A 20291-nucleotide genomic window follows, 5' to 3' on the forward strand; every position below is an offset into this window, starting at 1 on the left:
CCAAACGGTTCACATCAGCGCCGCGCGCGGCTTTGTCAGTTCTTCAGTGCCTTGATCGCAAATTCGATCAGTTCATCCGGCGTCGCCCGATTTTCCTTCGAGAGACACTGCGCCACCATCTGGGGATGACAGAGAATGACGGTCGCAGCGCCGAAACATCTGGAGGCAGCGTCGGCGTCCTGGTCGGGGAATTCGCCCGCAAGAATGCCTTCGCGGATCACCTCGGCGACAAGGGCGTGCAGACGATCGATGTGCTTGTCGATCACATGCCAGTCGCGCTCCATGGCGATCACGACCATCTCGTGCACTTTCTGGTCATCGAGCATGACCTCGACGGTCATCTGGTGCTGAGCGCGGATATATTGCCGCAAGCGCTCGGTCGGGCTCAGCGGCAGCCGGCAAATCGCCTGGGCCTGCTCGTAGCTGGCCGCCAGCATGCGGCCGCAGATCGCCTGATGGATTTCAGCCTTCGAGGCGAAGAAACGGTAAATATTGGCTGGGGACATGCCGAGATCGCGGGCGATGTCGGCCACATTGGTCTTCGAGTAGCCGAAATGCCGAAACAGCCGCTCGGCGGCATCGAGGATCCGCGAGACATTCTCCTGACGCGTGGCGTCCAGCTGGCTTTCGAGGCCGTCATCCATGTAAGTTTGCTTCCGATTTACGACTGACGATTTTCGTATTTCGTCAGTCGTAAATCGAAAATCATCAAGCGTCAATAAAGCGCGACCGTTTTCGCCTCACGAAATGGTGTCCACCCGCCAGCCGTTCGCGTGTCGTTGACTCGACACGCTGCGGTGGTTACTGCCGAATTCCCGGGGCAGCGGCTCCACGGAATTTCAGCGCAAAGGGTTAGTATTCAATGGCTACTGGTCTCATCGCCCTGCTCGACGATATCGCGGCCATCGCCAAAATGGCGGCTGCCTCGCTCGACGACGTCGCCGCGCAGACGGCAAAGGCTGGCGCCAAGGCGGCGGGAGTGGTCATCGACGACGCAGCCGTGACGCCGCGCTACGTGGTCGGCTTGACGCCTGAACGCGAACTTCCGATCATCGGTCGCATTGCGCTCGGTTCGCTCAAGAACAAGCTCCTGTTCCTTTTGCCCGGCGCGCTGCTGCTCGGCTATTTCGCTCCCTGGGCGATCACCCCCTTGCTGATGCTGGGCGGCGTTTATCTGTGCTACGAGGGTGCCGAGAAGCTCTATGGGGTCTTCTTTCCGCACGCGGCACACGAACACGAAAATGCCGTGCTCGGGCACAAGACCGACCCGGTCGCGCTTGAGAACGAGAAGGTCGCCGGCGCCGTGCGCACCGATTTCATCCTGTCGGCCGAGATCATGGCGCTGACGCTGTCAACTGTCGCCGATGCCAGCATCTACATGCAGGGCGCCGTGCTTGCGGCAGTCGGCATCGCCATCACGCTGGCCGTCTATGGCGTCGTCGGCCTGATCGTCAAAGCCGACGATGCGGGCGTCGCGCTGGCCAAAACTTCAGTTTCGGCGCTGCGCGCCATCGGCCGCGGCCTGGTCGTCGGCATGCCGGTCTTTCTGAAGTTTCTCGCGGCAGTCGGCACTGCCGCAATGCTTTGGGTCGGGGGCAGCATTCTCGTCCATGGCCTTGCCCAGATGGGATATGCCGGCCCGGAACACACCATCCACGACATTTCCGAAGTCGTGACCCACGCGGTGGCTGTCGCCCCGGGCCTTGTCGGCTGGATCGCCACATCGGCGCAACAGGCACTGCTTGCAATCGTCGTCGGCGCCGTGACCATTGCCGTCATGGGCAACATCGTCGGCCCGATCTGGAGCCGCCTGAGACCCGCAAGCCACTGATCGCGCCGGGTGCCCGCACGTCCAAACTCTGGCCCCGAATGGGCCAGAGACGGTTAAGTTAGCCGGACGGTAGACCGTCGCTGGCACGCCAAGCCCAAATCAGCTCGTGGCGAGATGCGCCTTCGACGGATCCGGGATGACGACGATCGGGCTGCCGTCGCGGACCTGATCGTGCAGATAGACCACATCCTGGTTGAGCATGCGGATGCAGCCGGACGAGACGGCCTTGCCGATCGAGCGCGCCTCGGGACTGCCATGGATGCGGTAAAGCGTGTCCTTGCCGTCCTTGTGGATATAGAGCGCCCGCGCGCCGAGCGGGTTTTTCAGGCCAGGCCCCATGCCGCCGTTCTTGATGCTGTAGGGTTCGAGCTTCGGCTGCCGCGCCACCATTTCGTCGGGCGGCGTCCAGCGCGGCCATTTCCGTTTGTAGGCGACCACCGCCCGCCCGGACCAGGCGAAGCCCTCGCGGCCGACGCCGATGCCATAGCGCATGGCGCGCTGGCCAGGCAGCACGTGATAGAGGTACTTCGCCGGCGTATCGACGATGATCGTGCCCGGGCGCTCCTGCGTCGGGTAGTCGACCTCCTGGCGCCAGAACTTCGGATCCACCTCGGAAATATTCACCTCCGGAATGGGAAACGGCTCGTTCGGCATTGCATAATACATCGGCGGCACGGCGCCCTGTGGCAGCGGTGGCGTCTCGACCACCACTGGCTTCGGTGTCGGGCGCGCCGTTGCTGCGCAGCCGGACAAAAGCATGGCGGTTGCGCCGACGAAAAGGCTGCGGCGCGTCAGCGTGCCGCCGAGACTCATATGGGTTGTCGCTGACGGCAATGGGTTCGGCTGGTCTTTATCGGACATTCATCGACTCGAAGGGGTTGTTACGATGACCCCAAAGGAATGCGCTACCTTAAGGCTGCCTTAAGGGACGTGTTAAACAACCGCGGTCGATTGCACGTGGAGATCTTGAGTGCGGGTACTGATTGTCGAAGACGATGACATCTTGCGGGATGGGCTGAAGGTTGGGCTGGCCCTTGCCGGCTTTACCACCGATGCCGTCGCCACCCGGGAGAGCGCCGATGCGGCGCTGGCCGCCGGCAGCTTCGACGCCGTCGTGCTCGATCTCATGCTGCCGGATGGTTCCGGCACAGACGTCTTGAAAAAACTGCGCGACGCGCGCGACGATACCCCGGTGCTGTTGCTGACGGCCCGCGACACGGTCGCCGATCGCGTCAGCGGACTCGACATGGGCGCTGACGATTATCTCGGCAAACCCTTCGATCTCGATGAAGTGGCCGCACGGCTGCGCGCTCTTGCCCGCCGCTCCGTCGGCCGCTCGACTGCCCTCATCGAATGGGCGTCGATCCGGCTCGATCCCGCCCGGCAATCGGTGGAAAAGTCCGGCACGCCGGTCAGGCTTTCGCGTCGGGAATACGCGGTCCTGCAGGCGCTGATGTCGCAGCCAGGCGCGATCTTTTCCAAGACGACGCTGGAGGACAAGCTCTACGGCTGGCAGGAAGAGGTCGAAAGCAACGCCGTCGAAGTCCATATCCATCACCTGCGCAACAAGCTCGGCCCCGGCCTGATCGAAACCGTCAGGGGCATTGGCTACCGTCTCGGCGGCGACAACTGATGCGCTCGATCCGCGCCCGCCTCTTCGTCATCCTGCTCGTCACCACCGGGCTGATGTGGCTTTCGGCCACACTCTGGATCTTCTTCAGCACCCGTGCCGAGGTCGAGCAGGTGCTCGACGCACGGCTGATGGAGGCGGCGAAGATGGTGAGTTCGCTCGTGGTCAACCAGGAAATCGACCCGGACAGGCCAGCGCAGACCAAGGCGAAGATCCCGGTGCTCGACCACCCGCATTATGACCGGCAGCTTTCCTGCCAGATCTGGTCGCTGGACGGGACGCTGATCGGCAAGTCGGAAAGCGCGCCGGAGACGACGCTTTCCGCGCATGCGACCGGGCTTTCAGAGACGGTGATCAATGGCGAGACCTGGCGGGTCTATGCGGTCGAAAATGCCGAGCTTGGCGTACGCGTTCTGGTCGGGGACAACCTGCGCATCCGCGACAGGCTGGTCAACGACGTGGTCAAAGGCCTGCTCTTTCCGGCTCTTTTGATCATACCGTTGCTTGCGACACTCATCTGGCTGAGCGTCGGGCGCGGACTGGCGCCGCTTAGAAAACTGGCGGGCGATCTTGCCGCGCGCGATGCGTCGGACCTGCACCCCATCAACGAAAGCGCGACGCCCAGCGAGATCAGCCCGGTGCTTGGCGCGCTCAACGGTCTCTTCGGCCGCGTCGCCGGCGCGCGTCAGCGCGAACAGAATTTTATCGCCTTTGCCGCCCATGAACTGAGAACGCCGCTCGCCGGGCTGAAGACGCAGGCACAGGTGGCACTGGCAAGCAACGATGCCGAGATCCGCGAAAAGGCGCTTGGCCAGATTGTTGCGGGCGTCGACCGTACCGGACGCCTCGTTCGGCAACTGCTCGACATCGCCTCTGTCGAAGCGTCCGAAACGACGCCGCCCGCGGCCGAGGTCAATGCCGGCGACATGCTAGCCTCGATCCGCAGCGAGCTTCTCGGCCACGCCGGTCGCGCCGTCACTGTGGTGATCGACCTGGGCCTCTTCGAACTGCGGGCCAGGGTCAATGCGGATCTGCTCCGGCTTGCTGCCCGCAACCTGATGGAAAACGCACTGCATCATTCACCGGCCGGCGGCACGATCCGTTGCTCGCTGGAAACCGATGAGGGCAACGTGGCGATCGCGATAAATGACGATGGTCCCGGCATCCCGCCGGAAGAAATGCCCCACGTTACCGAGCGCTTCTTCCGCGGCCGCTTCAAGGCGGCAATCGGCAGCGGCCTCGGCCTCAGCATCGCCGAACTCGCGCTCGACCATGCCGGCGCGATGTTGCGATTGCAAAATCGAGCCACAGGCGGGCTATCCGCCATGATCATCCTGCCCAATCGCCTCATCGCATAAGTTGATGCGAAGCCGCGTCATCGGAGCAGCGCGGGACCACCGCCCTCGCGCGGCGCGGCCAGCCGTGCTCAGATGTCTTTATATCCACCCTCTTAACGTGTATCGAAGCCCTACGACCGCGGACGGCTTGCCGGGTTCCGGAGCGATACGGTTGCCCGGCATTCGGCTGGCCACCCGGGCGAGGCGGTGCGAAAACTCTGACTTGGCTTCGAATGACAGCATCGGCTCGCTACACGGAACTCCACGACCTTGCCGACCATGCGAGCGGGTTCGAAGCCGTCTGGGTTTCGACCAGCGATCGCAACGGGACGTATCGTGTTCTGCCTGACGGGCGTTGCGACATCGTCCTGCGGTTTGACGCCAGACTGACGCCGATCACGGCAATCACGGTCGTGGTAACCGGACCGACGACGCGGTTCTACGACGTTGCGCTCGAGCCGGGCATGGGATTTGTCGGTATTCGCATGCGCCCCGGCTTCTTCGAAAGAATTCTCGGCTTCGAGCCAAACGGCCTGGCCGACGGCAACTTGACTGGAGACGATGCGCTCGCGGCCCTGCCCGATTTCGAAACGCTTTGTGCGCCCGCCCTCGATCGTGACGAATTGGCGGTACGTCTCGCCGCGTTCGTCCGTCAGCGCAGTCTCTCCAGCGGCCTCGCCCCTGCCCCGATCAGCGCGAGCGTGATCAGCGCATTCCATGCGGCCGGCGGCCGCCTTCGCGTCGGCGAGGTGGCGGCCATGCATGGTGTCAGCGAGCGCACCGTTCAACGCGTTCTCATCAGGGCGACCGGTCTCAAACCCAAGGCTTTCGCGAGCATTCTCCAGTTTCACCGTGCCTTGCGTCTTCTGCGCGACCATCGGCTGAGCCCGGCAGAGGCGGCACTGGAGGCCGGCTATGCGGATCAGGCGCACATGAACCGCGTCTTTCGCCGCATGGGCGGCTTCTCGCCGGCCCGCCTTCCCGATGTCACCCTCGTTACGCTCGGTGAGTGATGTCCGATTTGTTCAAGATTGAACTCTGGAGAATACCTATCTGATCTTTGGCACGCCCCTTCCGTGGCGGTGCCGTGCATCGAGGGGACAGATATGACGCCAAGCTTTGGGTACTCGATTGTCTATGTTGCCGATGTGATGGCGACAGTTTCCTTCTATGAGGCCGCGTTCGGTCTCAAGCGCAAGTTCGTCCACGACGGCAAACTTTATGCCGAGATGGAGACCGGCCAGACGACCCTCGCCTTTGCCGGCGAAGCGATGGCCGAGATGAACGGTTTCGCCATCCGCGCCAACCGCAGGACCGATCTGGCGCCGGGGTTCGAGCTTGCGCTGATCTTCGCTGATCCTCATGACGCGTATCGCAAAGCCGTCGCCGCCGGCGCTAGCCCGGTGAAACCGCCGGAAGAAAAGCCCTGGGGCCAGATCGTCGGCTATGTCCGTGACATCAATGGCTGCCTGATCGAGATCGCCTCGGCCGTGCGCTCCTGAGCCGTTCCTTGACAACGCAGATGCCTCGGGGATCTCACTGAATGGAGATATCAAATGCAGCCCATGACCGCCTCGCCCTGCATCACCACCCAGCGGATCGACGAGACAAGAGACTTTTACACGAACTGCCTCGGCGCGGCGGTTGTCTTTGATTGTGGCTGGTACATCAGCCTTGAATTCGAGGGCGGGCAGTCCTTGCAGTTCATGGAGCCACAGGCGGGACAGGCTTTGTGCAGCCCTGCTGGCCTGACCTACAATTTTCGAGTTGGTGATGTCGACGCTGATTACGCTGAGATCACCGCATCGGGCGTGGAACCAAGTGCTGCGATCGAGGATCATCCGTGGGGCGACCGCGGCTTTGCCATCCAGGATCCGAACGGCATCGCCCTCTACATCTATTCCGACCGGGAGCCGGCACCGGAGTTCAAATCATTCTTCAAGGTGTGAGGCGGCCACGATGGATAAACGTATCGAAACATTCCTCGTAGACATCCGCGACCGCGGTGAGACCCAGTTCGCAATCGTTTCGCACCTGCGCGAGATCGTGCTGGCATCCGGCCCTGATATTTCGGAAGAGATCAAATATGGCGGACTGCTATTTTCCGCTGCGCGACCGTTCTGCGGCATCTTTCCCTACACCGCGCATGTCACTCTCGAATTCAGCGAAGGCGCCGCACTGCCCGACACCCATGGCGTGCTGATGGGTCAAGGCAAGGGACGCCGCCACATCAAGATGCAATCCCTGTCCGATATCGCGCAGAAGCATGTCGCCGCCTATGTCGGCATGGCGTTGGGGGCCGCCAGTTGATCGGAACGAATGCGCCTTATCAGCGGCCTGCAGCGTTCGGCATGCTGACCTTCTCGACATAATAGCGCGGGATGCCTGTGCGCTCGCGATCGCGATAAAAGTCGATGCAGAATTCCACAAAGGCCCTGAAGCGCTTCGATACGTGCCGGCGCCGCGAATAGATCAGGTTGATCGCCGTCTTCGGCGAGGACCAATCAGGCAGCACCGGCTGCAGCAGTCCTGCCTGCCGCTCCGTCTCCACGAAGAATTCCGGCAGGTAGGCGATCCCCTCTCCCGCAACGGCGAAATACTTGATCGTCCAGTAGTCGTTGGTTGTGCAGGTCGCCGTCGGCAGGAGGTCGGTTTCGGCAGCTCCTTCCCGCGTCAGATACCAGGACTGCAGCCGTGTCGGCTGGCGAAAGACGAGGCCGCGGTGGCCGGCGAGCTCGTCGGGCGTCGATGGCTGGCCGTGCCGCGCAACGTAATCAGCGCTGGCAAACAGGCCGTAGGACGAGACCGAAAGCCGCCGGCTGATATAGTCGACATCCGACGGCTCACCCCAGTGAAAGATGCCGTCGAGCGCCTGTTCGGTGACATCTGAGAACGGCTGCCGCGAACTCAGGAAGACCACATCGAGATTGACCTGCGGATATTGCTGCCGAAAGGCATAGAGCAGCTCGGATGTGATCGTCGTGCCGAACTCGCCGGTCGAGCCGACGCGCAACGTGCCCGCCACCTCCTGCCGCATCTCGGCCATCGCCGTTGCCGCATCCTCGCAATTCGACTGGATCAGCCTGGCATAGCGCAGGAATTCGGCTCCCGCGTCGGTCACGTGCAACTGATGGCCCTCGCGCACGAAGAGTTCGATGCCGAACTCGTCCTCCAGTTGGCGGATCTTGTGGCTGAGTGTCGACTTCGGCAGGCGATGCAAGCGCGAAGCCGCTGAAATCGAACGGGAATCGGCAACTTTCACGAAGCAGTCGAGAAGCGAGAGGTCCATGTTTCGTCCAAAATCTTGGATGATATGTCCGAGAAATACGCCATTTCGGCCCATTGTACAAACGAAACCAAACTGGGAAACTTCATCGACGCTAAGGGAGTGGTTTCAGTGAGCAATATCAGAGAATTCATCCGGGCAGCCTCGGGCACCGGCAACAAGGCCACATTGGCGATCCGCGGCGGCCGGCTGGTCAACGTCGTTTCGGAAGAGATCTACCAGGCCGATGTCGCGATCTATGGCGAGCGGATCATCGCCGTCGGTGACATCTCCGACTATGTAGGGCCGGACACGAAGATCATCGATGCCACCGGCAAGTACCTGGCACCCGGCATGATCGACGGCCATCTGCATGTCGAATGCTCGAAGATGTCCTTGACCAGCTTTGCCAAGGCGGTTGTGCCGCTCGGCACCACGTCGATCGTCACCGGCCTCGACCAGATCATCGTCGTCGGCGGGCCGGCCGCGGCACGCGAATTCCTCGACGAGGCCAGGGAGACGCCGCTGAAAGTGTTCTGGGGCGCTCCGTGCAAGACCCCCTACACCATGCCGCGCTCGACTGTCGGCCACTATTTCAGCCCGGCCGATCACCAGGCGACGCACCACTGGCCGGAATGCGTCGGCATCTGGGAAACGGTGCGCGAATTCATCCAGGAGGAAGACCCCGACGTGCTGGCAGCGCTCGAGCTTGCCGAAAAGAGCCGGCTACCGGTGCTCGGCTGCTGCCCGATGACGCGCGGCGCCCGCCTCAACGGCTACCAGCAGTCGGGCGTTCGCGCCGACCACGAAAGCTATTCGCCTGAGGAAATGCTGGAGAAGCTCCGGGCCGGGATGCACGTGGTCGTTCGCGAATCCTCGATCTCCCACTTCCTTTCCGACAATCTGCGCATCGTCACCGAGATGGGCGTCAAGGCGCTGCGCCGCATCAGCTTCTGCACCGACGACGTCGTTGCCAGCGATATCTTGAAGCGCGGCCATCTCGACAACATGGTCCGCATGGCGATCGCCATGGGCATCTCGCCGATGGCAGCGATCCAGATGGCGACGATCAACGGGGCCGATGCACTACGTATCGACGACAAGGTCGGCTCGATCTCGCCCGGCCGGGCCGCCGACATCCTGCTCGTCAATGATCTTCGCGAATTCCGGATCGACGCCGTCATCGCCAAGGGCGAGGAGGTCGCCCGCGACGGGCGCATGGCCATCGAACTGATGCCGCCGCCGCGCAGCGCCGAATTGCTCACCTCGATGAAGGTCGCACCGCTTGAACTCGACGATCTGAAGCTGCGCTACGACGGTGTCGGCGACACTGCCGCAGCCATGGCAATTGCCGTCACCCCGGAAAAGATCTTCGTGCGCACCCGCCGCGACGTCACCCTGCCGGTGAAAGACGGCTATGTGCTCGCCGATCCAGCACAAGACGTCCAGTATGTCACCGTGGTCGAGCGCTACGGCAAGACGAAAAATCGCCCGGTTGCCTTCACCTCCGGCTTCGGACTGCGCGAAGGCGCGATCGCCAGCTCGACCGCACCTGATGACAACAACATCATCTGCATCGGCGCCAACCCGGAAGACATGCTGGTCGCCATCAACCACCTCATTGCCAACCACGGTGGCCAGGTGGTGGTCAAGGACGGCAAGGTCCTCTCCTTCCTGCACCTGCCGATCGGCGGCATCGTATCCGACATCGAACCGTCTGACATGGCGGCGCTGGAGGACGAACTGGATGATGCGGCGCGGGCGCTCGGCTGCACCCTGCCCTGGCCGTTCATGTACATGTTCGTGCTTCAAATCACCGCGATCCCGGAATATGCCATCACCGATCTCGGGGTCGTCGACTGCGTTCAGTTGAAAGTCATCTCGCCGCTTCATGGGAACGGTGGCGAGGACGAACGCGCCGCTGCAGCGGAATAAAGCCTTGGAAGGGGTCGGCATCGCCGGCCCCTTCCTCACTTCAAAAAAAAGGGGAACACAATGAACTACCAACCCAAGGCCGTGGAGCCGGCCTCTGGCAAGGCGCAAGCCTCCCGGCTTGCCAGCCTGCTCGACCGCTACTTCCAGATCTCCAAATTCGGCTCGACGATCCGCACCGAAATCCTCGCGGGATTGACGACCTTTCTTGCGGCCTCCTACGTGATCGTCGTCAACCCGTCGATCCTGTCCCATGCCGGTATTCCATTTTCGGCGGGCGTCACGGCGACGGTGCTCGTCAGCTTCATCGGCAGTTGCGCCATGGGGCTCTATGCGAGAAGCCCGATCCTGGTGGCGCCGGGCATGGGCATCAACGCGCTCTTTGCCTACACCATGGTCGTCGGCGCCAAGGTGCCGCTCGAAATCGCGCTCGGCTGCGTTTTCTGGGCCGGCGTGCTTTTCACCGTCATGGCCTTCTTCAACCTGCGCCAGACGATCATCGAGGCTATCCCGGTCGACCTGCGCTACGGCATCGCCTGCGGCATCGGCCTGTTCATTGCGCTGATCGGCTTCGAAAACGCCAAGTTCATCGTCGCCAACCCCGACACGATCGTCGGGCTGACGACCTTCAACCCGGTTACCCTCACCTTCATCGCCGGCTTCATCCTGACCGTTGGCCTCGTGGTTCGCAAGGTTCCCGGCGCAATGATGGCCGGCATGATCCTCACCACCATCCTGTCGATCCCGATCGGCCGCTGGTGGGGCGATGGCAGCGCCTTCTGGCCGGACACACCTGACGTCCATACACTCGTCAACTGGAGCGGATTTTCCGCAGCACCCGACTTCAGCTTCGTCGGCCAGATCGATCTCGTCGGCGCCCTCAGCCTGATCTACGTGCCGTTCATCTTCGTCTTCCTGTTCACCAACTTCATCGAGGCGCTCTCGACGTTCCTCGGCCTTGCCGAAGCGGCGGACCTGAAGGATGAGCAGGGATTGCCGCGCAACATCAAGCAATCGATGCATGTCGACGCCGTCGCAGCCTTGATCTCGGCGCCGCTCGGTACCAGCCCCGCCACAGTCTACCTGGAATCGGGAGCCGGCATTGCCCAGGGCGGAAGAACCGGTCTCGTCGCCCTTGTCGCCGGGCTGCTGTTCGTGCCGTTCCTGTTCCTGTCGCCGCTCCTGTCGCTGGTTCCGGCGGTCGCAACCGCTCCAGTGCTGATCCTCACCGGTCTCTTCATGTCCGAACCGATGAGCAAGATCCGCTGGACCGACATCGACGAGGCGATCCCTGCCTTCCTCGCCATCGTGCTGATCCCGCTGACATTCTCGATCACCCTCGGCCTGTCACTGGCCATCATCGCCTATGTCCTGATCAAGCTGGTCTGCGGCCGGGCGGGTGATGTAAAGCCGGTCATGTGGTTCGTCGCCCTGCTCGCGGCAGCGCTCGTCGCCCAGACCCAGTAACGCCTCCCGGCGCCCCTTGTCTCCAGTCGTGCGAAGGGGCGCCGGCATCGTCTCCATTCGAAGGAACCTGTCATGCTTCAATCCTGGTCGAAGACCGCACCCGAGCTTGTCGACGTCGCCATGGGCCGCACACCGGCGGACCTCGTGATCCGCAACGGCAAGTGGGTCAACGTCTATTCCGGCGAGATCATTCCGCACACGGACATCGCCGTAAAAGCTGGTCGCTTTGCCTATGTCGGCGCCGACGCGAGCCATGCGATCGGCGAAGGCACCAGGGTTGTCGATGCTGGTGGCCGCTATCTCGTGCCGGGGCTTTGCGACGCGCATATGCATGTCGAAAGCGGCCTCGTCACCGTCACCGAATTTGCCCGCGCTGTCATCCCGCACGGCACGACGACGATGTTCATCGACCCGCACGAAATCGCCAACGTACTCGGCCTTGCCGGCGTCAAGCTGATGAACGACGAGGCGCAGAGCCTGCCGATCAACGTCTATGTCCAGGTGCCGAGCTGCGTGCCGAGCGCCCCGGGGCTTGAGACAGCCGGCGCCGAACTCTCGGCCAAGGACGTGGCCGAAGCCTTGAGCTGGCCCAACATCATCGGCCTCGGCGAAATGATGAACTTCCCCGGCGTCGCCTTCAACGATGCGAAAATGGTGGCAGAGATCGCGGCGACCCAGGACGCCGGGCTGACCGTCGGCGGGCACTATGCCTCGCCGCATCTCGGCCGCGAGTTTCATGCCTACGCCGCCGGCGGCCCGGCCGACGACCACGAGGGGACTACCGTCGAGGACGCGATTGCCCGCGTCCGGCAGGGCATGCGCGCCATGCTCCGGCTCGGCTCCGCCTGGTTCGACGTTGCAGCCCAGGTCAAGGCGATCACCGAGGCCGGCGTCGATCCACGCAACTTCCTGCTCTGCACTGACGACAGCCACTCCGGTACGCTCGTGCACGACGGCCACATGAACCGGGTGGTGCGCCACGCTATCGCGCAAGGGCTGAAACCGATCACCGCCATCCAGATGGCGACGCTCAACACCGCCCAGCATTTCGGCGTCGAACGCGAACTCGGCTCGATCGCGCCCGGAAGGCGCGCGGACCTGATCATCACCTCGGATCTTGCCGCCCTGCCGATCGAGATGGTGTTTGCCCGTGGCGAGCTGCTTGCGGATTCCGGAGCACTGGTGCGTGACATCCCGCCCTTCGTCTACCCGGCGAGCGCCCGCGACACCGTGCATCTCGGCAAGACGCTGCAATCAGGCGATTTCGACATCGGTCTCAACTCTACCGAAACGCGTGCGCGCGTCCGGGTCATCGGCGTCGTCGAGAACCAGGCGCCGACACGGGCGCTCGAGGCCGAGCTTTCGGCCTCTGGCGGCATCATCGAGATGGACCGCGCAAACGATGTCTGCCAGATCGCGCTTGTAGAACGCCACCGCGGTACCGGCGACGTCGTCAACGCCTTCGTCTCGGGCTTCGGCTATGACAGCGACTGCGCCGTTGCCAGCACCGTTGCACATGACAGCCACCACATGATCGTCGTCGGTACCAACAAGGATGATATGGCCAAGGCTGCCAACCGCCTGCACGAAGTCGGCGGCGGCATCGTCGTGATCAAGGGCGGCGAGGAGCTTGCCCTGGTCGAACTGCCGGTAGCAGGGCTGATGTCGGACCAGCGCGCCGAAATCGTTGCCGACAAGGCCGCAGCACTCGTCGAGGCGATGCGCGTCTGCGGCTGCCGCCTGAACAATGCCTACATGCAGCATTCGCTGCTGGCGCTCGTCGTCATTCCCGAACTGCGCATCTCCGACAAGGGCCTGATCGATGTCAGGACCTTCGAGAAGGTCGACGTCGTGATTTCGTGAGCCTAGCTGAACACTCTCGACCGCCCAAACCGGGCGGTCGAGATCTGATTTCGGCAAGCGTCAGGCGATGTACGGCAGCCTAGCCGTCCAGGATGATGCCGATTACCCGGTCGAGCACCTGGTGCAAACCGCTGGCGTAGAAGGACATCCGGTAGCCCGAGCCGACATTGCTGGTCATCGCGATCGTCAAGCCCGAAATAGGCTCGTGCTGCATGACAGTGACATAGCCGGGAATGCTGCCCTGATGGCCATAGACGAGCCGATCGGCGTAGCTGCTCTGGAACAGACCTGCCCCGGTCTCGCGCATCCGCGTGCCGGGAAAGCTGACGGCGACGCGGCCTTCGTTCATCTCCCGGAACATTTGATCCGTCAGCAGCCTGCCGCCAAACAGCGCGCGCATGAAGGCGACCATGTCGCCCGGCGTCGAGACCATGTCGCCGCAGGCATAGGCGGCGGTGAAGGGGAAGGAATCCGAGGAGTCCTGCAGGGCGTCGGAATAGGGAAGTACCCCGTCCATGCGCCACATCTCGGCGCCGGCAGCGATACCCGCCCCGGCGTCTGCCGCCGGTGGTGGGCGGTGATAGTAGCCGCGCACCATGCGCTCGGCAGGAAAGCTTTCGGTCGAGGGCGACCAGGTATTTTCGAGCCCGAGCGGCTCGAGCACCTGCTGGCGGACATAGGCGCCGAGAGACTGTCCGCTGACCGCTTCGATCAGCATGCCGGCAAGCACGTAGCCGGTGTTGTTGTAGACGGCCGGGCCACCGGGCGCCGCCTGCCCGCCGACCTGAAAGGCGAGATCGACCAGTTCCGCCGGCGTCCAGATGCGGTCCGGCGTCATCGGTATGTCGTACTCGAATTCCGGCAGCCCACCGCGATGATTGACGAGCTGACGCACGGAAATTGCGCTCGCTCCCGGCAGATCCGGAAACCAGTGCGAGATCGGCGCACTCAGATCCACGGCACCGCTTTCGGCCAGCCTCATCAGGGCGGCAACGGTGAACGTCTTGGTGCAACTGCCGATCTTGAACAGCTGCGTCGGCGAGACCGGCATGCCCCGCGCCCGATCGGACATTCCCGACGTCACGGCCACGATCTCGCTATCACCCTGCGAGAAGGCCAGGGAAACCCCGACGGCACCCTCGTTGGTGTAGCCTCCAAGCAGTCGGCTCAGATCGGCAAGCCTGGCGCTGTCACTGACTGTCATCTCGTCCATTCCACTTCCTCCGTGATATCGACGTTGGCAAAATTCTGGCGGCCGAGGGCGTCGAGCGGGATTACCGATGCGAGGAGCGCGGTGCGCGGCATCGGCCGGGCGGACTTCAGAGCAAACGCTCGTGCTCGCACTGGCGTCGACGCCGCCGCGGATGTCCCCTCACCGCATCGGCGACGTTTCTATTCTTCTGATCTGCCTGGTCATTGCCCGACCGTGGAAAGCGTCGAGGTGGGGGCCGCCTCTAGAAATCGGGTTGGCGCCAGCGCATCGAACGCAACGCCGAGTTCGGCGACATCCTCAGGCATCGTGGCATCGCGAAGCAGCGCCGAGGCGATCCGCGCAAGCGTGAGCGACACCTGAAAACCATAGCCACCCTGGCCACCGAGCCAGAAGAAGCCTGGTAGCCGCGGATCGAAACCGACGACAGGGGTGCGATCCGGTGCGAAGGTACGCAATCCGGCCCACGGCCTTTGCGGGCGACCGATGCGGAGTTCTGTCGCCTGCTCGATCCGGTCGACGGCGACAGCGACGTCGATATCCTCGGGATAGGCGTCGCAGGGCGGCGTGTCCGTTTCGTCGGCAAGTGAGCCGATCAGCTTTCCCGCATCCGGCTTGAAGTAGAAACGCTCGTGCAGATCGACGGCGAGCGGCCATCGGCGCGCGTCGAGCCCCGCGGGCGGGTCGAACATGAAGGCGGTGCGGCGCTTCGGCATGAAACCAAGGCCGGTTAGTCCTGCGCGCTCGGCGACAACATCGACCCAGGCGCCGGCGGCGTTGACGACCATGTCTGCCTCGTAGGAGCCAGCCGACGTTTCCACCTGAAAGCGGCCGGAAACACGTGCGATCGAAAGCACCTCCTCGCCGGAGACGACAGTCCCGCCAAGCGCCTTCAACGAGGCGGCCGAGGCATGCACCATCTTGCCGGTGTCGATATCAAGAGCACCGGGCTCGTAGACGCCACCGCAGGTGGTGTCGGCGCGGATCACCGGGATGAGGGCATTGACGTCCTCTGCCGAAAGCCGGCGAACGCTCGGCACCAGCGCCCGGTACTTCTGCGCCAGTTCATCGACGACCTGATCGTCAGCGCAACCGCCGAAATGCACCGCGCCACGCACATGCTCGGCAAAACCGCCATCGACGATGGCCGCCCGGCTGGCAACGGACAGCGCGCGCACGACCGCATTGCCGTAGGTCTCGGTAAACAGAGCCGCTGAGCGACCGCTCGAATGATAACCGAGATGGACCTCGCGCTCGATGAGCGTGACCGATGCCCATTGCTGGACGGCAGCGGCGACCGAAAGCCCGGCGATACCGCCGCCAATGACAATCACTTTGGGAGAAGAGGGTCCTGAGCGCATAGGTATTGGTAAAATCATTTTCCTATACGGTCAATATTTAGCGCATCGGAAAATATTCGATGCTTATTGCGAGACGGCTCGCGAGGGCGCGGCAGGCGTGCTGTGCATTTGCTCAGGCGACGAACCCCACATCCGAAAGACGTTCCTCAACGTCACCGACCGCGGCGCGACAGACAAATAGCGCTCGCCTCCCCCTCCGCGCAGAAGTTGGCCGGAGGGCTGCTGCATTCAGTCGGTGGCCGATTTGATGCGCAATCCGGCCGAAATCATCCCTTCAGCACTATTCATGCCAAAACAGGATTCACTTATATTCTCGGTAACAACATCCGAAGTGGAGAATGTCATGTCGAACGTCGGAATACTGGACGACGCCCCGGTCACGCCCGCCCGCCGTCACACGATTGCCAATCTGCCGATCAATCTCTTCGCCTCGGTTATGGGGCTGACGGGCCTCAGCCTGGCATGGCGTGAAGCCGTGAAAGTCATCGCCGTTCCCGGCATTCCCGGCGAACTCATCGGCTGGTTCGCCGCGGTCACCTTCATCACGCTTGCCATCGGCTATGCCGCGAAATGGGTTCGTCACCCCGCCGCCGTCGCCACGGAGTTCCATCATCCCGTTCAAGGAAATTTTTTCGCCACCATCGCCGTCGGACTGTTGCTGCTATCGGCTTTCTTCGAACGCTATAGTGTTACGGCCAGCCAGGTCGTCTGGATCATCGGGCTCATCCTGACCTTCACACTCGCCTATCTGGTTGCCACACGGTTTCTGATCTCACGTGAGAACGCAGAACACACGCTGCCGCCACTGCTAATCCCCGGGGTCGCCACACTCGACATCGCCGTCACTGGCAAAGCCATGCCGTTTGCCTGGGCTCATGAGATCAACCTGTTCGCCTTCGCCGTCGGCAGCGTCATCGCCGGGATCTTTATCACCCTGATCTTTGCCCGGTTACGGCACCACGAACCCCTGCCGCTGGCTTCCCGGCCATCGATGATGGTTCTCGTCGCTCCGTTTGCCGTCGGTTTTCTCGCCTATACCAATCTCACCGGCACCGTGGACATCCTTGCCAGTGTGCTCTTCTATTTCGCCTTCTTCCTCATGCTGGTGCTGTCACCGATCGTGTTTCGCAGCCACGTCCCGTTCAGTGTTGCCTGGTGGGCCATCAGCTTTCCGCTCGCCGCCTTCTCGATCGCCTTCTTCCGCTATGCTGAAGCCGCCGGAACGGAATTGCTTCGCGCCCTCGCTATCGCCATGTTCGTTTTTCTCACCGGCGCCATCGGTATTGTCTTCGTGAGGACGATGAACGAGGTTCTGTCGGGGAAACTGTTTCGGGTGCACTGATGTCGAAGGTCCATGTTGCCATTCTGGCGATGCCGGACGTCCAGTTGCTGGATGTCGTCGGGCCGTCGGATGTGTTTGCGGAAGCAAACCGCCAGAGTGGCACGGACTTCTATCGCGTGGCGTTGGTCGGGCTGGACGACAGCCCGATCCGCGGCACCTCTGGCCTCCGCCTGCTGCCGGACCGCACGATCGACGATGCACCCGATGATTTCCACACCGTGCTTGTCGCCGGTGATCCGCTGATCCAGACACGGCCCATTCCCGAAACGGTAATCGCCTGGGTGAAGGCGGCATCGGAAGGGCCGGGCCGACTTGGCTCCGTCTGCTCCGGCGCGTTTGTCCTCGGCGAGGCCGGGCTACTCGACGGGCGCCGAGCGACGACGCACTGGTCGCAGGCGGCCGAGTTTGCCCGGCGCTTTCCCGAGGTGAAGCTGGAGCCCAACCGCATCTTTACCCGCGACGGCAACATCTGGACCTCGGCAGGGGTGACAGCCGGAATCGATCTCGCCCTTGCAATCGTCGAGAAGGATCTTGGCCCTGATATCGCGCTGAAAGTGGCGCGCGAACTCGTGGTCTTCCTCAAGAGGCCCGGCGGGCAGTCGCAGTTCAGCACGCATCTGGCGACGCAGATCGCCCAACGCACACCGATCCGGTCAGCCCAGGAATATATCGCCGACAATCTGACGGCCGACCTGTCGGTGGCGGCGATGGCAAAACGCGCCGGCATGAGCGCACGCAACTTTGCCCGCCAATTCAAGCTCGAGGTCGGCATGACGCCCGGCGACTATGTGGAAGCGATGCGGCTGGAGGCCGGCAGGCGCCTGGCCGAGGAGACGAACGCGCCGATGAAGAAGATCGCTCGCGATCTCGGCTTCAACGACGATGTGGCTTTCCGCCGGGCTTTTGTCCGCAAGTTCGGCGTCTCGCCGGTCGCTTACCGCCGCTCTTTTGGCGTCTGAACCGGACCAGGAACCGTCGACGCAAATGCCACCACCCATGAGTTGGTTGACGACAGCGGAATCCGGGCGTATTGATCTAGTCATCTGATGACTTGATGAGTGTGTGATGCAGCCCGTCAACCGTACCAATCTTGCAGACAGCGCCGCTGAAAACCTGCGCGCCGAAATCGTCAGCGGCCGCTGGGGTGTGGGCGACCGCATCCCGAACGAAACAGCGCTGACCGAGCTCTTGTCCGTCAGCCGCGGCACGGTGCGCGAAGCCGTGCGCGTGCTGGTCTCGCAAGGCCTGCTCGATACCCGCCAGGGCTCCGGCACCTATGTGCGCTCGGCGGTCGATCCGGCGGGCGCGCTCGACCGCGTCAAACGCGCCGGACTGCGCGATCAATGGGAGGCGCGCGCCGCCCTCGATGTCGAGGCCGCCAGACTTGCGGCAATCCGCCATACGCCAGGCGACCTTGAGCGAATGACCCGTCTGCTTCAGGCGCGCGGTACCATCGCCGACGGCGGCTATGAAGCATTCGGCCAACGCGACATCGCGTTCCACAAATCCATCGTCGATGCCGCGGGCAACCGCGCCATCGTCGGCCTCTATGATTTCTTCACCGCATCGATCCTCGAAACCATTCACTCGACACTCAAGGGCGACGTGCCGGAACCGGACGACGAGGCCCATGCGGCTATCGTCACGGCCATCGCCACCGGCGATCCGGACCGGGCTGCCGCCGCAGTCCGCGCCTTCATGGCGCCGGTGCTGCGCGAACTCGACAGGCTTCTTTCGCAATGAACCAGACTTTTCGCGACCCCAATCCGTCGGCCCATCAGATCGCGGCCATCAATGGCCTCGAAGATCAGCTCATCGACGCTGAAGCCGATAGCGTTCCCGAACCGCAGCCGCCGGTCATGCCCCGCGGAGCGGCGCGCTTCGTGCTCGGCGCCAGCCTGGTGCTGATCGCCTTCAACCTGCGTCCGCTGTTTTCCAGCCTCTCGGTGCTTTTGCCGGAGGTGATACGCGACACCGGTCTTTCGACCTCAGGCGCCAGCCTGCTGACGACGCTGCCCGTGCTTTGCCTTGGGCTGTTTGCGCCGCTGGCGCCAAAACTGGCGCAGCGGTTTGGTGCCGAACGCACGTTGCTCGCGGCTCTGCTCCTGCTGGCGCTCGGCACGGCGCTTCGCGGTTTCGGACCGGTGCCCCTGCTCTTCCTGTCGACATTTGCGGCGGGTGCCGCCATCGCCATCGGCAACGTCCTGCTTCCCGGCCTCGTCAAGCGCGACTTTGCCGACAAGGCGGCTGTTATGACCGGGCTTTACACGATGGCGCTTTGCGCAGGCGCTGCCGGCGCCGCCGGCCTGACCCTGCCACTTGAGCACGGCGTTACCGGCTCCTGGTCGGGGGCACTTGCCATCTGGGCGCTTCCTGCCTTCATCGTTCTGTTGATCTGGACGCCGCAAGCGCTTGGCAGCAAGGCGCAGGTGAGACACAGCGGCTTCCGCGTCGTTGGCCTCTGGCGCGACCGGCTCGCCTGGCAGGTGACGCTGTTCATGGGCCTGCAATCAGCGCTCGCCTACTGCATCTTCGGCTGGCTCGCCCCCATTCTGCGGGAGCGCGGCTTCGACCCGGCAACGGCCGGCGCGATCGTCTCGGTCTCGATCATGACCCAGGTCGTCACCTGCCTGCTGGTCCCCTCGTTTGCGGTTCGCCGCAAGGACCAACGCGGCATCAATGTCGCGCTGGTCGCGGCAGCGGTCGTCGCGCTGCTCGGCATTCTCTTTGCGCCGCCGTCGACGGTGATCTTCTGGGCCATTCTGCAGGGGTTCGGCCAGGGCGGGTTGATTGCGGTCGCAATGACACTGATCGTGCTGCGCTCGCCCGATTCCCACGTTGCCGCCCATCTCTCGGGCATGGCGCAAGGGGTCGGCTATGTGCTCGCCGCTATCGGCCCGCTGCTTGTCGGGCTCATTCGTGACTGGACCGGAAGTTTCGATGCAGCCGCCGTCCTGTTCGTGGCGCTTGGCCTCGGCGCGGCGATCATGGGCTTTGGCGCCGGCCGCGCGCTGCATGTCGGCGCGCAAACGATCAGGATCGACGACTGAACA

At 63.2% G+C, this 20291-nt stretch carries 19 protein-coding genes; 14 read left to right on the plus strand and 5 right to left on the minus strand.

Features of this window, described 5'->3' with window-relative positions; all coding sequences use genetic code 11:
- Positions 1–35: 35 nt before the first annotated feature.
- Positions 36–644, minus strand: a complete 609-nt coding sequence (locus tag LPJGGPFB_RS28535) for a TetR/AcrR family transcriptional regulator (protein WP_173423296.1) — start codon at positions 642–644, stop codon at positions 36–38.
- Positions 645–862: 218 nt separating this feature from the next.
- Between LPJGGPFB_RS28535 and LPJGGPFB_RS28540 the strand changes: the two genes are divergently transcribed.
- A complete protein-coding gene (locus LPJGGPFB_RS28540) occupies positions 863–1831 on the plus strand; it encodes a DUF808 domain-containing protein (protein ID WP_173423297.1) in 969 nt (322 codons plus the stop codon).
- A gap of 99 nt (positions 1832–1930) precedes the next feature.
- Here LPJGGPFB_RS28540 and LPJGGPFB_RS28545 read toward each other — a convergent pair whose 3' ends face one another.
- The gene (locus tag LPJGGPFB_RS28545; RefSeq protein WP_173423454.1) at positions 1931–2644 is read right to left on the minus strand and encodes a L,D-transpeptidase; all 714 of its coding nucleotides are present in this window, start codon (positions 2642–2644) and stop codon (positions 1931–1933) included.
- A 157-nt stretch (positions 2645–2801) separates the two neighbouring features.
- On the opposite strand from LPJGGPFB_RS28545, the gene LPJGGPFB_RS28550 reads away from it, so the two are divergent.
- The 6 genes from LPJGGPFB_RS28550 to LPJGGPFB_RS28575 all read left to right on the plus strand — a co-directional run bounded on the left by LPJGGPFB_RS28550 (position 2802) and on the right by LPJGGPFB_RS28575 (position 7108).
- On the plus strand, positions 2802–3464 hold the full coding sequence (locus LPJGGPFB_RS28550) for a response regulator (protein ID WP_173423298.1): 663 nt from the start codon (positions 2802–2804) through the stop codon (positions 3462–3464).
- On the plus strand, positions 3464–4819 hold the full coding sequence (locus tag LPJGGPFB_RS28555) for an ATP-binding protein (protein WP_173423299.1): 1356 nt from the start codon (positions 3464–3466) through the stop codon (positions 4817–4819). Before LPJGGPFB_RS28550 ends, LPJGGPFB_RS28555 begins: the two co-directional genes overlap by 1 nt.
- A gap of 212 nt (positions 4820–5031) precedes the next feature.
- Positions 5032–5811 (plus strand): helix-turn-helix domain-containing protein, encoded by a 780-nt coding sequence (locus LPJGGPFB_RS28560; RefSeq protein ID WP_173423300.1) that lies wholly within the window; start codon positions 5032–5034, stop codon positions 5809–5811.
- A 93-nt stretch (positions 5812–5904) separates the two neighbouring features.
- On the plus strand, positions 5905–6300 hold the full coding sequence (locus LPJGGPFB_RS28565; protein ID WP_173423301.1) for a VOC family protein: 396 nt from the start codon (positions 5905–5907) through the stop codon (positions 6298–6300).
- 54 nt (positions 6301–6354) lie between these two features.
- Complete coding sequence (locus tag LPJGGPFB_RS28570; protein ID WP_173423302.1) at positions 6355–6747, plus strand: VOC family protein; 393 nt, start codon at positions 6355–6357, stop codon at positions 6745–6747.
- A 10-nt stretch (positions 6748–6757) separates the two neighbouring features.
- Positions 6758–7108 (plus strand): DUF1801 domain-containing protein, encoded by a 351-nt coding sequence (locus LPJGGPFB_RS28575; RefSeq protein ID WP_173423303.1) that lies wholly within the window; start codon positions 6758–6760, stop codon positions 7106–7108.
- Between the two features lie 19 nt (positions 7109–7127).
- Here the strand turns inward: LPJGGPFB_RS28575 and LPJGGPFB_RS28580 are convergent, their stop codons facing one another.
- Positions 7128–8087, minus strand: coding sequence for a LysR family transcriptional regulator (locus LPJGGPFB_RS28580; RefSeq protein WP_173423304.1), 960 nt, complete (start codon positions 8085–8087; stop codon positions 7128–7130).
- Positions 8088–8195: 108 nt separating this feature from the next.
- On the opposite strand from LPJGGPFB_RS28580, the gene LPJGGPFB_RS28585 reads away from it, so the two are divergent.
- The 3 genes from LPJGGPFB_RS28585 to ade all read left to right on the plus strand — a co-directional run bounded on the left by LPJGGPFB_RS28585 (position 8196) and on the right by ade (position 13325).
- Positions 8196–9998, plus strand: a complete 1803-nt coding sequence (locus tag LPJGGPFB_RS28585) for an adenine deaminase C-terminal domain-containing protein (RefSeq protein ID WP_173423305.1) — start codon at positions 8196–8198, stop codon at positions 9996–9998.
- A 60-nt stretch (positions 9999–10058) separates the two neighbouring features.
- Positions 10059–11462, plus strand: a complete 1404-nt coding sequence (locus LPJGGPFB_RS28590; RefSeq protein ID WP_173423306.1) for an NCS2 family permease — start codon at positions 10059–10061, stop codon at positions 11460–11462.
- Between the two features lie 72 nt (positions 11463–11534).
- Positions 11535–13325: an adenine deaminase gene (gene ade, locus LPJGGPFB_RS28595; RefSeq protein ID WP_173423307.1), complete on the plus strand. Its 1791-nt coding sequence runs from the start codon at positions 11535–11537 to the stop codon at positions 13323–13325.
- Positions 13326–13404: 79 nt separating this feature from the next.
- On the opposite strand, the gene LPJGGPFB_RS28600 is transcribed toward ade, so the two are convergent.
- Together LPJGGPFB_RS28600 and LPJGGPFB_RS28605 are read right to left on the minus strand one after the other, a co-directional pair.
- Entirely contained in the window at positions 13405–14538 is a 1134-nt protein-coding gene (locus tag LPJGGPFB_RS28600; RefSeq protein ID WP_234903111.1) for a serine hydrolase domain-containing protein, read from the minus strand.
- A gap of 200 nt (positions 14539–14738) precedes the next feature.
- Positions 14739–15869, minus strand: coding sequence for an NAD(P)/FAD-dependent oxidoreductase (locus LPJGGPFB_RS28605; RefSeq protein WP_345791091.1), 1131 nt, complete (start codon positions 15867–15869; stop codon positions 14739–14741).
- Positions 15870–16239: 370 nt separating this feature from the next.
- Here LPJGGPFB_RS28605 and LPJGGPFB_RS28610 point away from each other — a divergent pair, with 370 nt between their 5' ends.
- The 4 genes from LPJGGPFB_RS28610 to LPJGGPFB_RS28625 all read left to right on the plus strand — a co-directional run bounded on the left by LPJGGPFB_RS28610 (position 16240) and on the right by LPJGGPFB_RS28625 (position 20288).
- Positions 16240–17238 (plus strand): SLAC1 anion channel family protein, encoded by a 999-nt coding sequence (locus LPJGGPFB_RS28610; protein WP_173423309.1) that lies wholly within the window; start codon positions 16240–16242, stop codon positions 17236–17238.
- A complete protein-coding gene (locus LPJGGPFB_RS28615; RefSeq protein WP_173423310.1) occupies positions 17238–18197 on the plus strand; it encodes a GlxA family transcriptional regulator in 960 nt (319 codons plus the stop codon). Before LPJGGPFB_RS28610 ends, LPJGGPFB_RS28615 begins: the two co-directional genes overlap by 1 nt.
- Positions 18198–18303: 106 nt before the next feature.
- The gene (locus tag LPJGGPFB_RS28620; protein WP_173423311.1) at positions 18304–18981 is read left to right on the plus strand and encodes a FadR/GntR family transcriptional regulator; all 678 of its coding nucleotides are present in this window, start codon (positions 18304–18306) and stop codon (positions 18979–18981) included.
- Positions 18978–20288, plus strand: a complete 1311-nt coding sequence (locus tag LPJGGPFB_RS28625; protein ID WP_173423312.1) for a CynX/NimT family MFS transporter — start codon at positions 18978–18980, stop codon at positions 20286–20288. Before LPJGGPFB_RS28620 ends, LPJGGPFB_RS28625 begins: the two co-directional genes overlap by 4 nt.
- The last annotated feature ends 3 nt before the right edge of the window (positions 20289–20291 follow it).

The organism is Ensifer adhaerens (assembly GCF_013283195.1).
GTDB lineage: Bacteria > Pseudomonadota > Alphaproteobacteria > Rhizobiales > Rhizobiaceae > Ensifer > Ensifer adhaerens_G.

Bases quoted from the DNA above. Each gene is read 5' to 3' on its own strand.
- LPJGGPFB_RS28535 (WP_173423296.1), bottom strand. From the start codon at position 644: ATGGATGACGGCCTCGAAAGCCAGCTGGACGCCACGCGTCAGGAGAAT.
- LPJGGPFB_RS28540 (WP_173423297.1), top strand. From the start codon at position 863: ATGGCTACTGGTCTCATCGCCCTGCTCGACGATATCGCGGCCATCGCC.
- LPJGGPFB_RS28545 (WP_173423454.1), bottom strand. From the start codon at position 2,644: ATGAGTCTCGGCGGCACGCTGACGCGCCGCAGCCTTTTCGTCGGCGCA.
- LPJGGPFB_RS28555 (WP_173423299.1), top strand. From the start codon at position 3,464: ATGCGCTCGATCCGCGCCCGCCTCTTCGTCATCCTGCTCGTCACCACC.
- LPJGGPFB_RS28560 (WP_173423300.1), top strand. From the start codon at position 5,032: ATGACAGCATCGGCTCGCTACACGGAACTCCACGACCTTGCCGACCAT.
- LPJGGPFB_RS28565 (WP_173423301.1), top strand. From the start codon at position 5,905: ATGACGCCAAGCTTTGGGTACTCGATTGTCTATGTTGCCGATGTGATG.
- LPJGGPFB_RS28570 (WP_173423302.1), top strand. From the start codon at position 6,355: ATGCAGCCCATGACCGCCTCGCCCTGCATCACCACCCAGCGGATCGAC.
- LPJGGPFB_RS28575 (WP_173423303.1), top strand. From the start codon at position 6,758: ATGGATAAACGTATCGAAACATTCCTCGTAGACATCCGCGACCGCGGT.
- LPJGGPFB_RS28580 (WP_173423304.1), bottom strand. From the start codon at position 8,087: ATGGACCTCTCGCTTCTCGACTGCTTCGTGAAAGTTGCCGATTCCCGT.
- LPJGGPFB_RS28590 (WP_173423306.1), top strand. From the start codon at position 10,059: ATGAACTACCAACCCAAGGCCGTGGAGCCGGCCTCTGGCAAGGCGCAA.
- ade (WP_173423307.1), top strand. From the start codon at position 11,535: ATGCTTCAATCCTGGTCGAAGACCGCACCCGAGCTTGTCGACGTCGCC.
- LPJGGPFB_RS28600 (WP_234903111.1), bottom strand. From the start codon at position 14,538: ATGGACGAGATGACAGTCAGTGACAGCGCCAGGCTTGCCGATCTGAGC.
- LPJGGPFB_RS28610 (WP_173423309.1), top strand. From the start codon at position 16,240: ATGTCGAACGTCGGAATACTGGACGACGCCCCGGTCACGCCCGCCCGC.
- LPJGGPFB_RS28615 (WP_173423310.1), top strand. From the start codon at position 17,238: ATGTCGAAGGTCCATGTTGCCATTCTGGCGATGCCGGACGTCCAGTTG.
- LPJGGPFB_RS28620 (WP_173423311.1), top strand. From the start codon at position 18,304: ATGCAGCCCGTCAACCGTACCAATCTTGCAGACAGCGCCGCTGAAAAC.
- LPJGGPFB_RS28625 (WP_173423312.1), top strand. From the start codon at position 18,978: ATGAACCAGACTTTTCGCGACCCCAATCCGTCGGCCCATCAGATCGCG.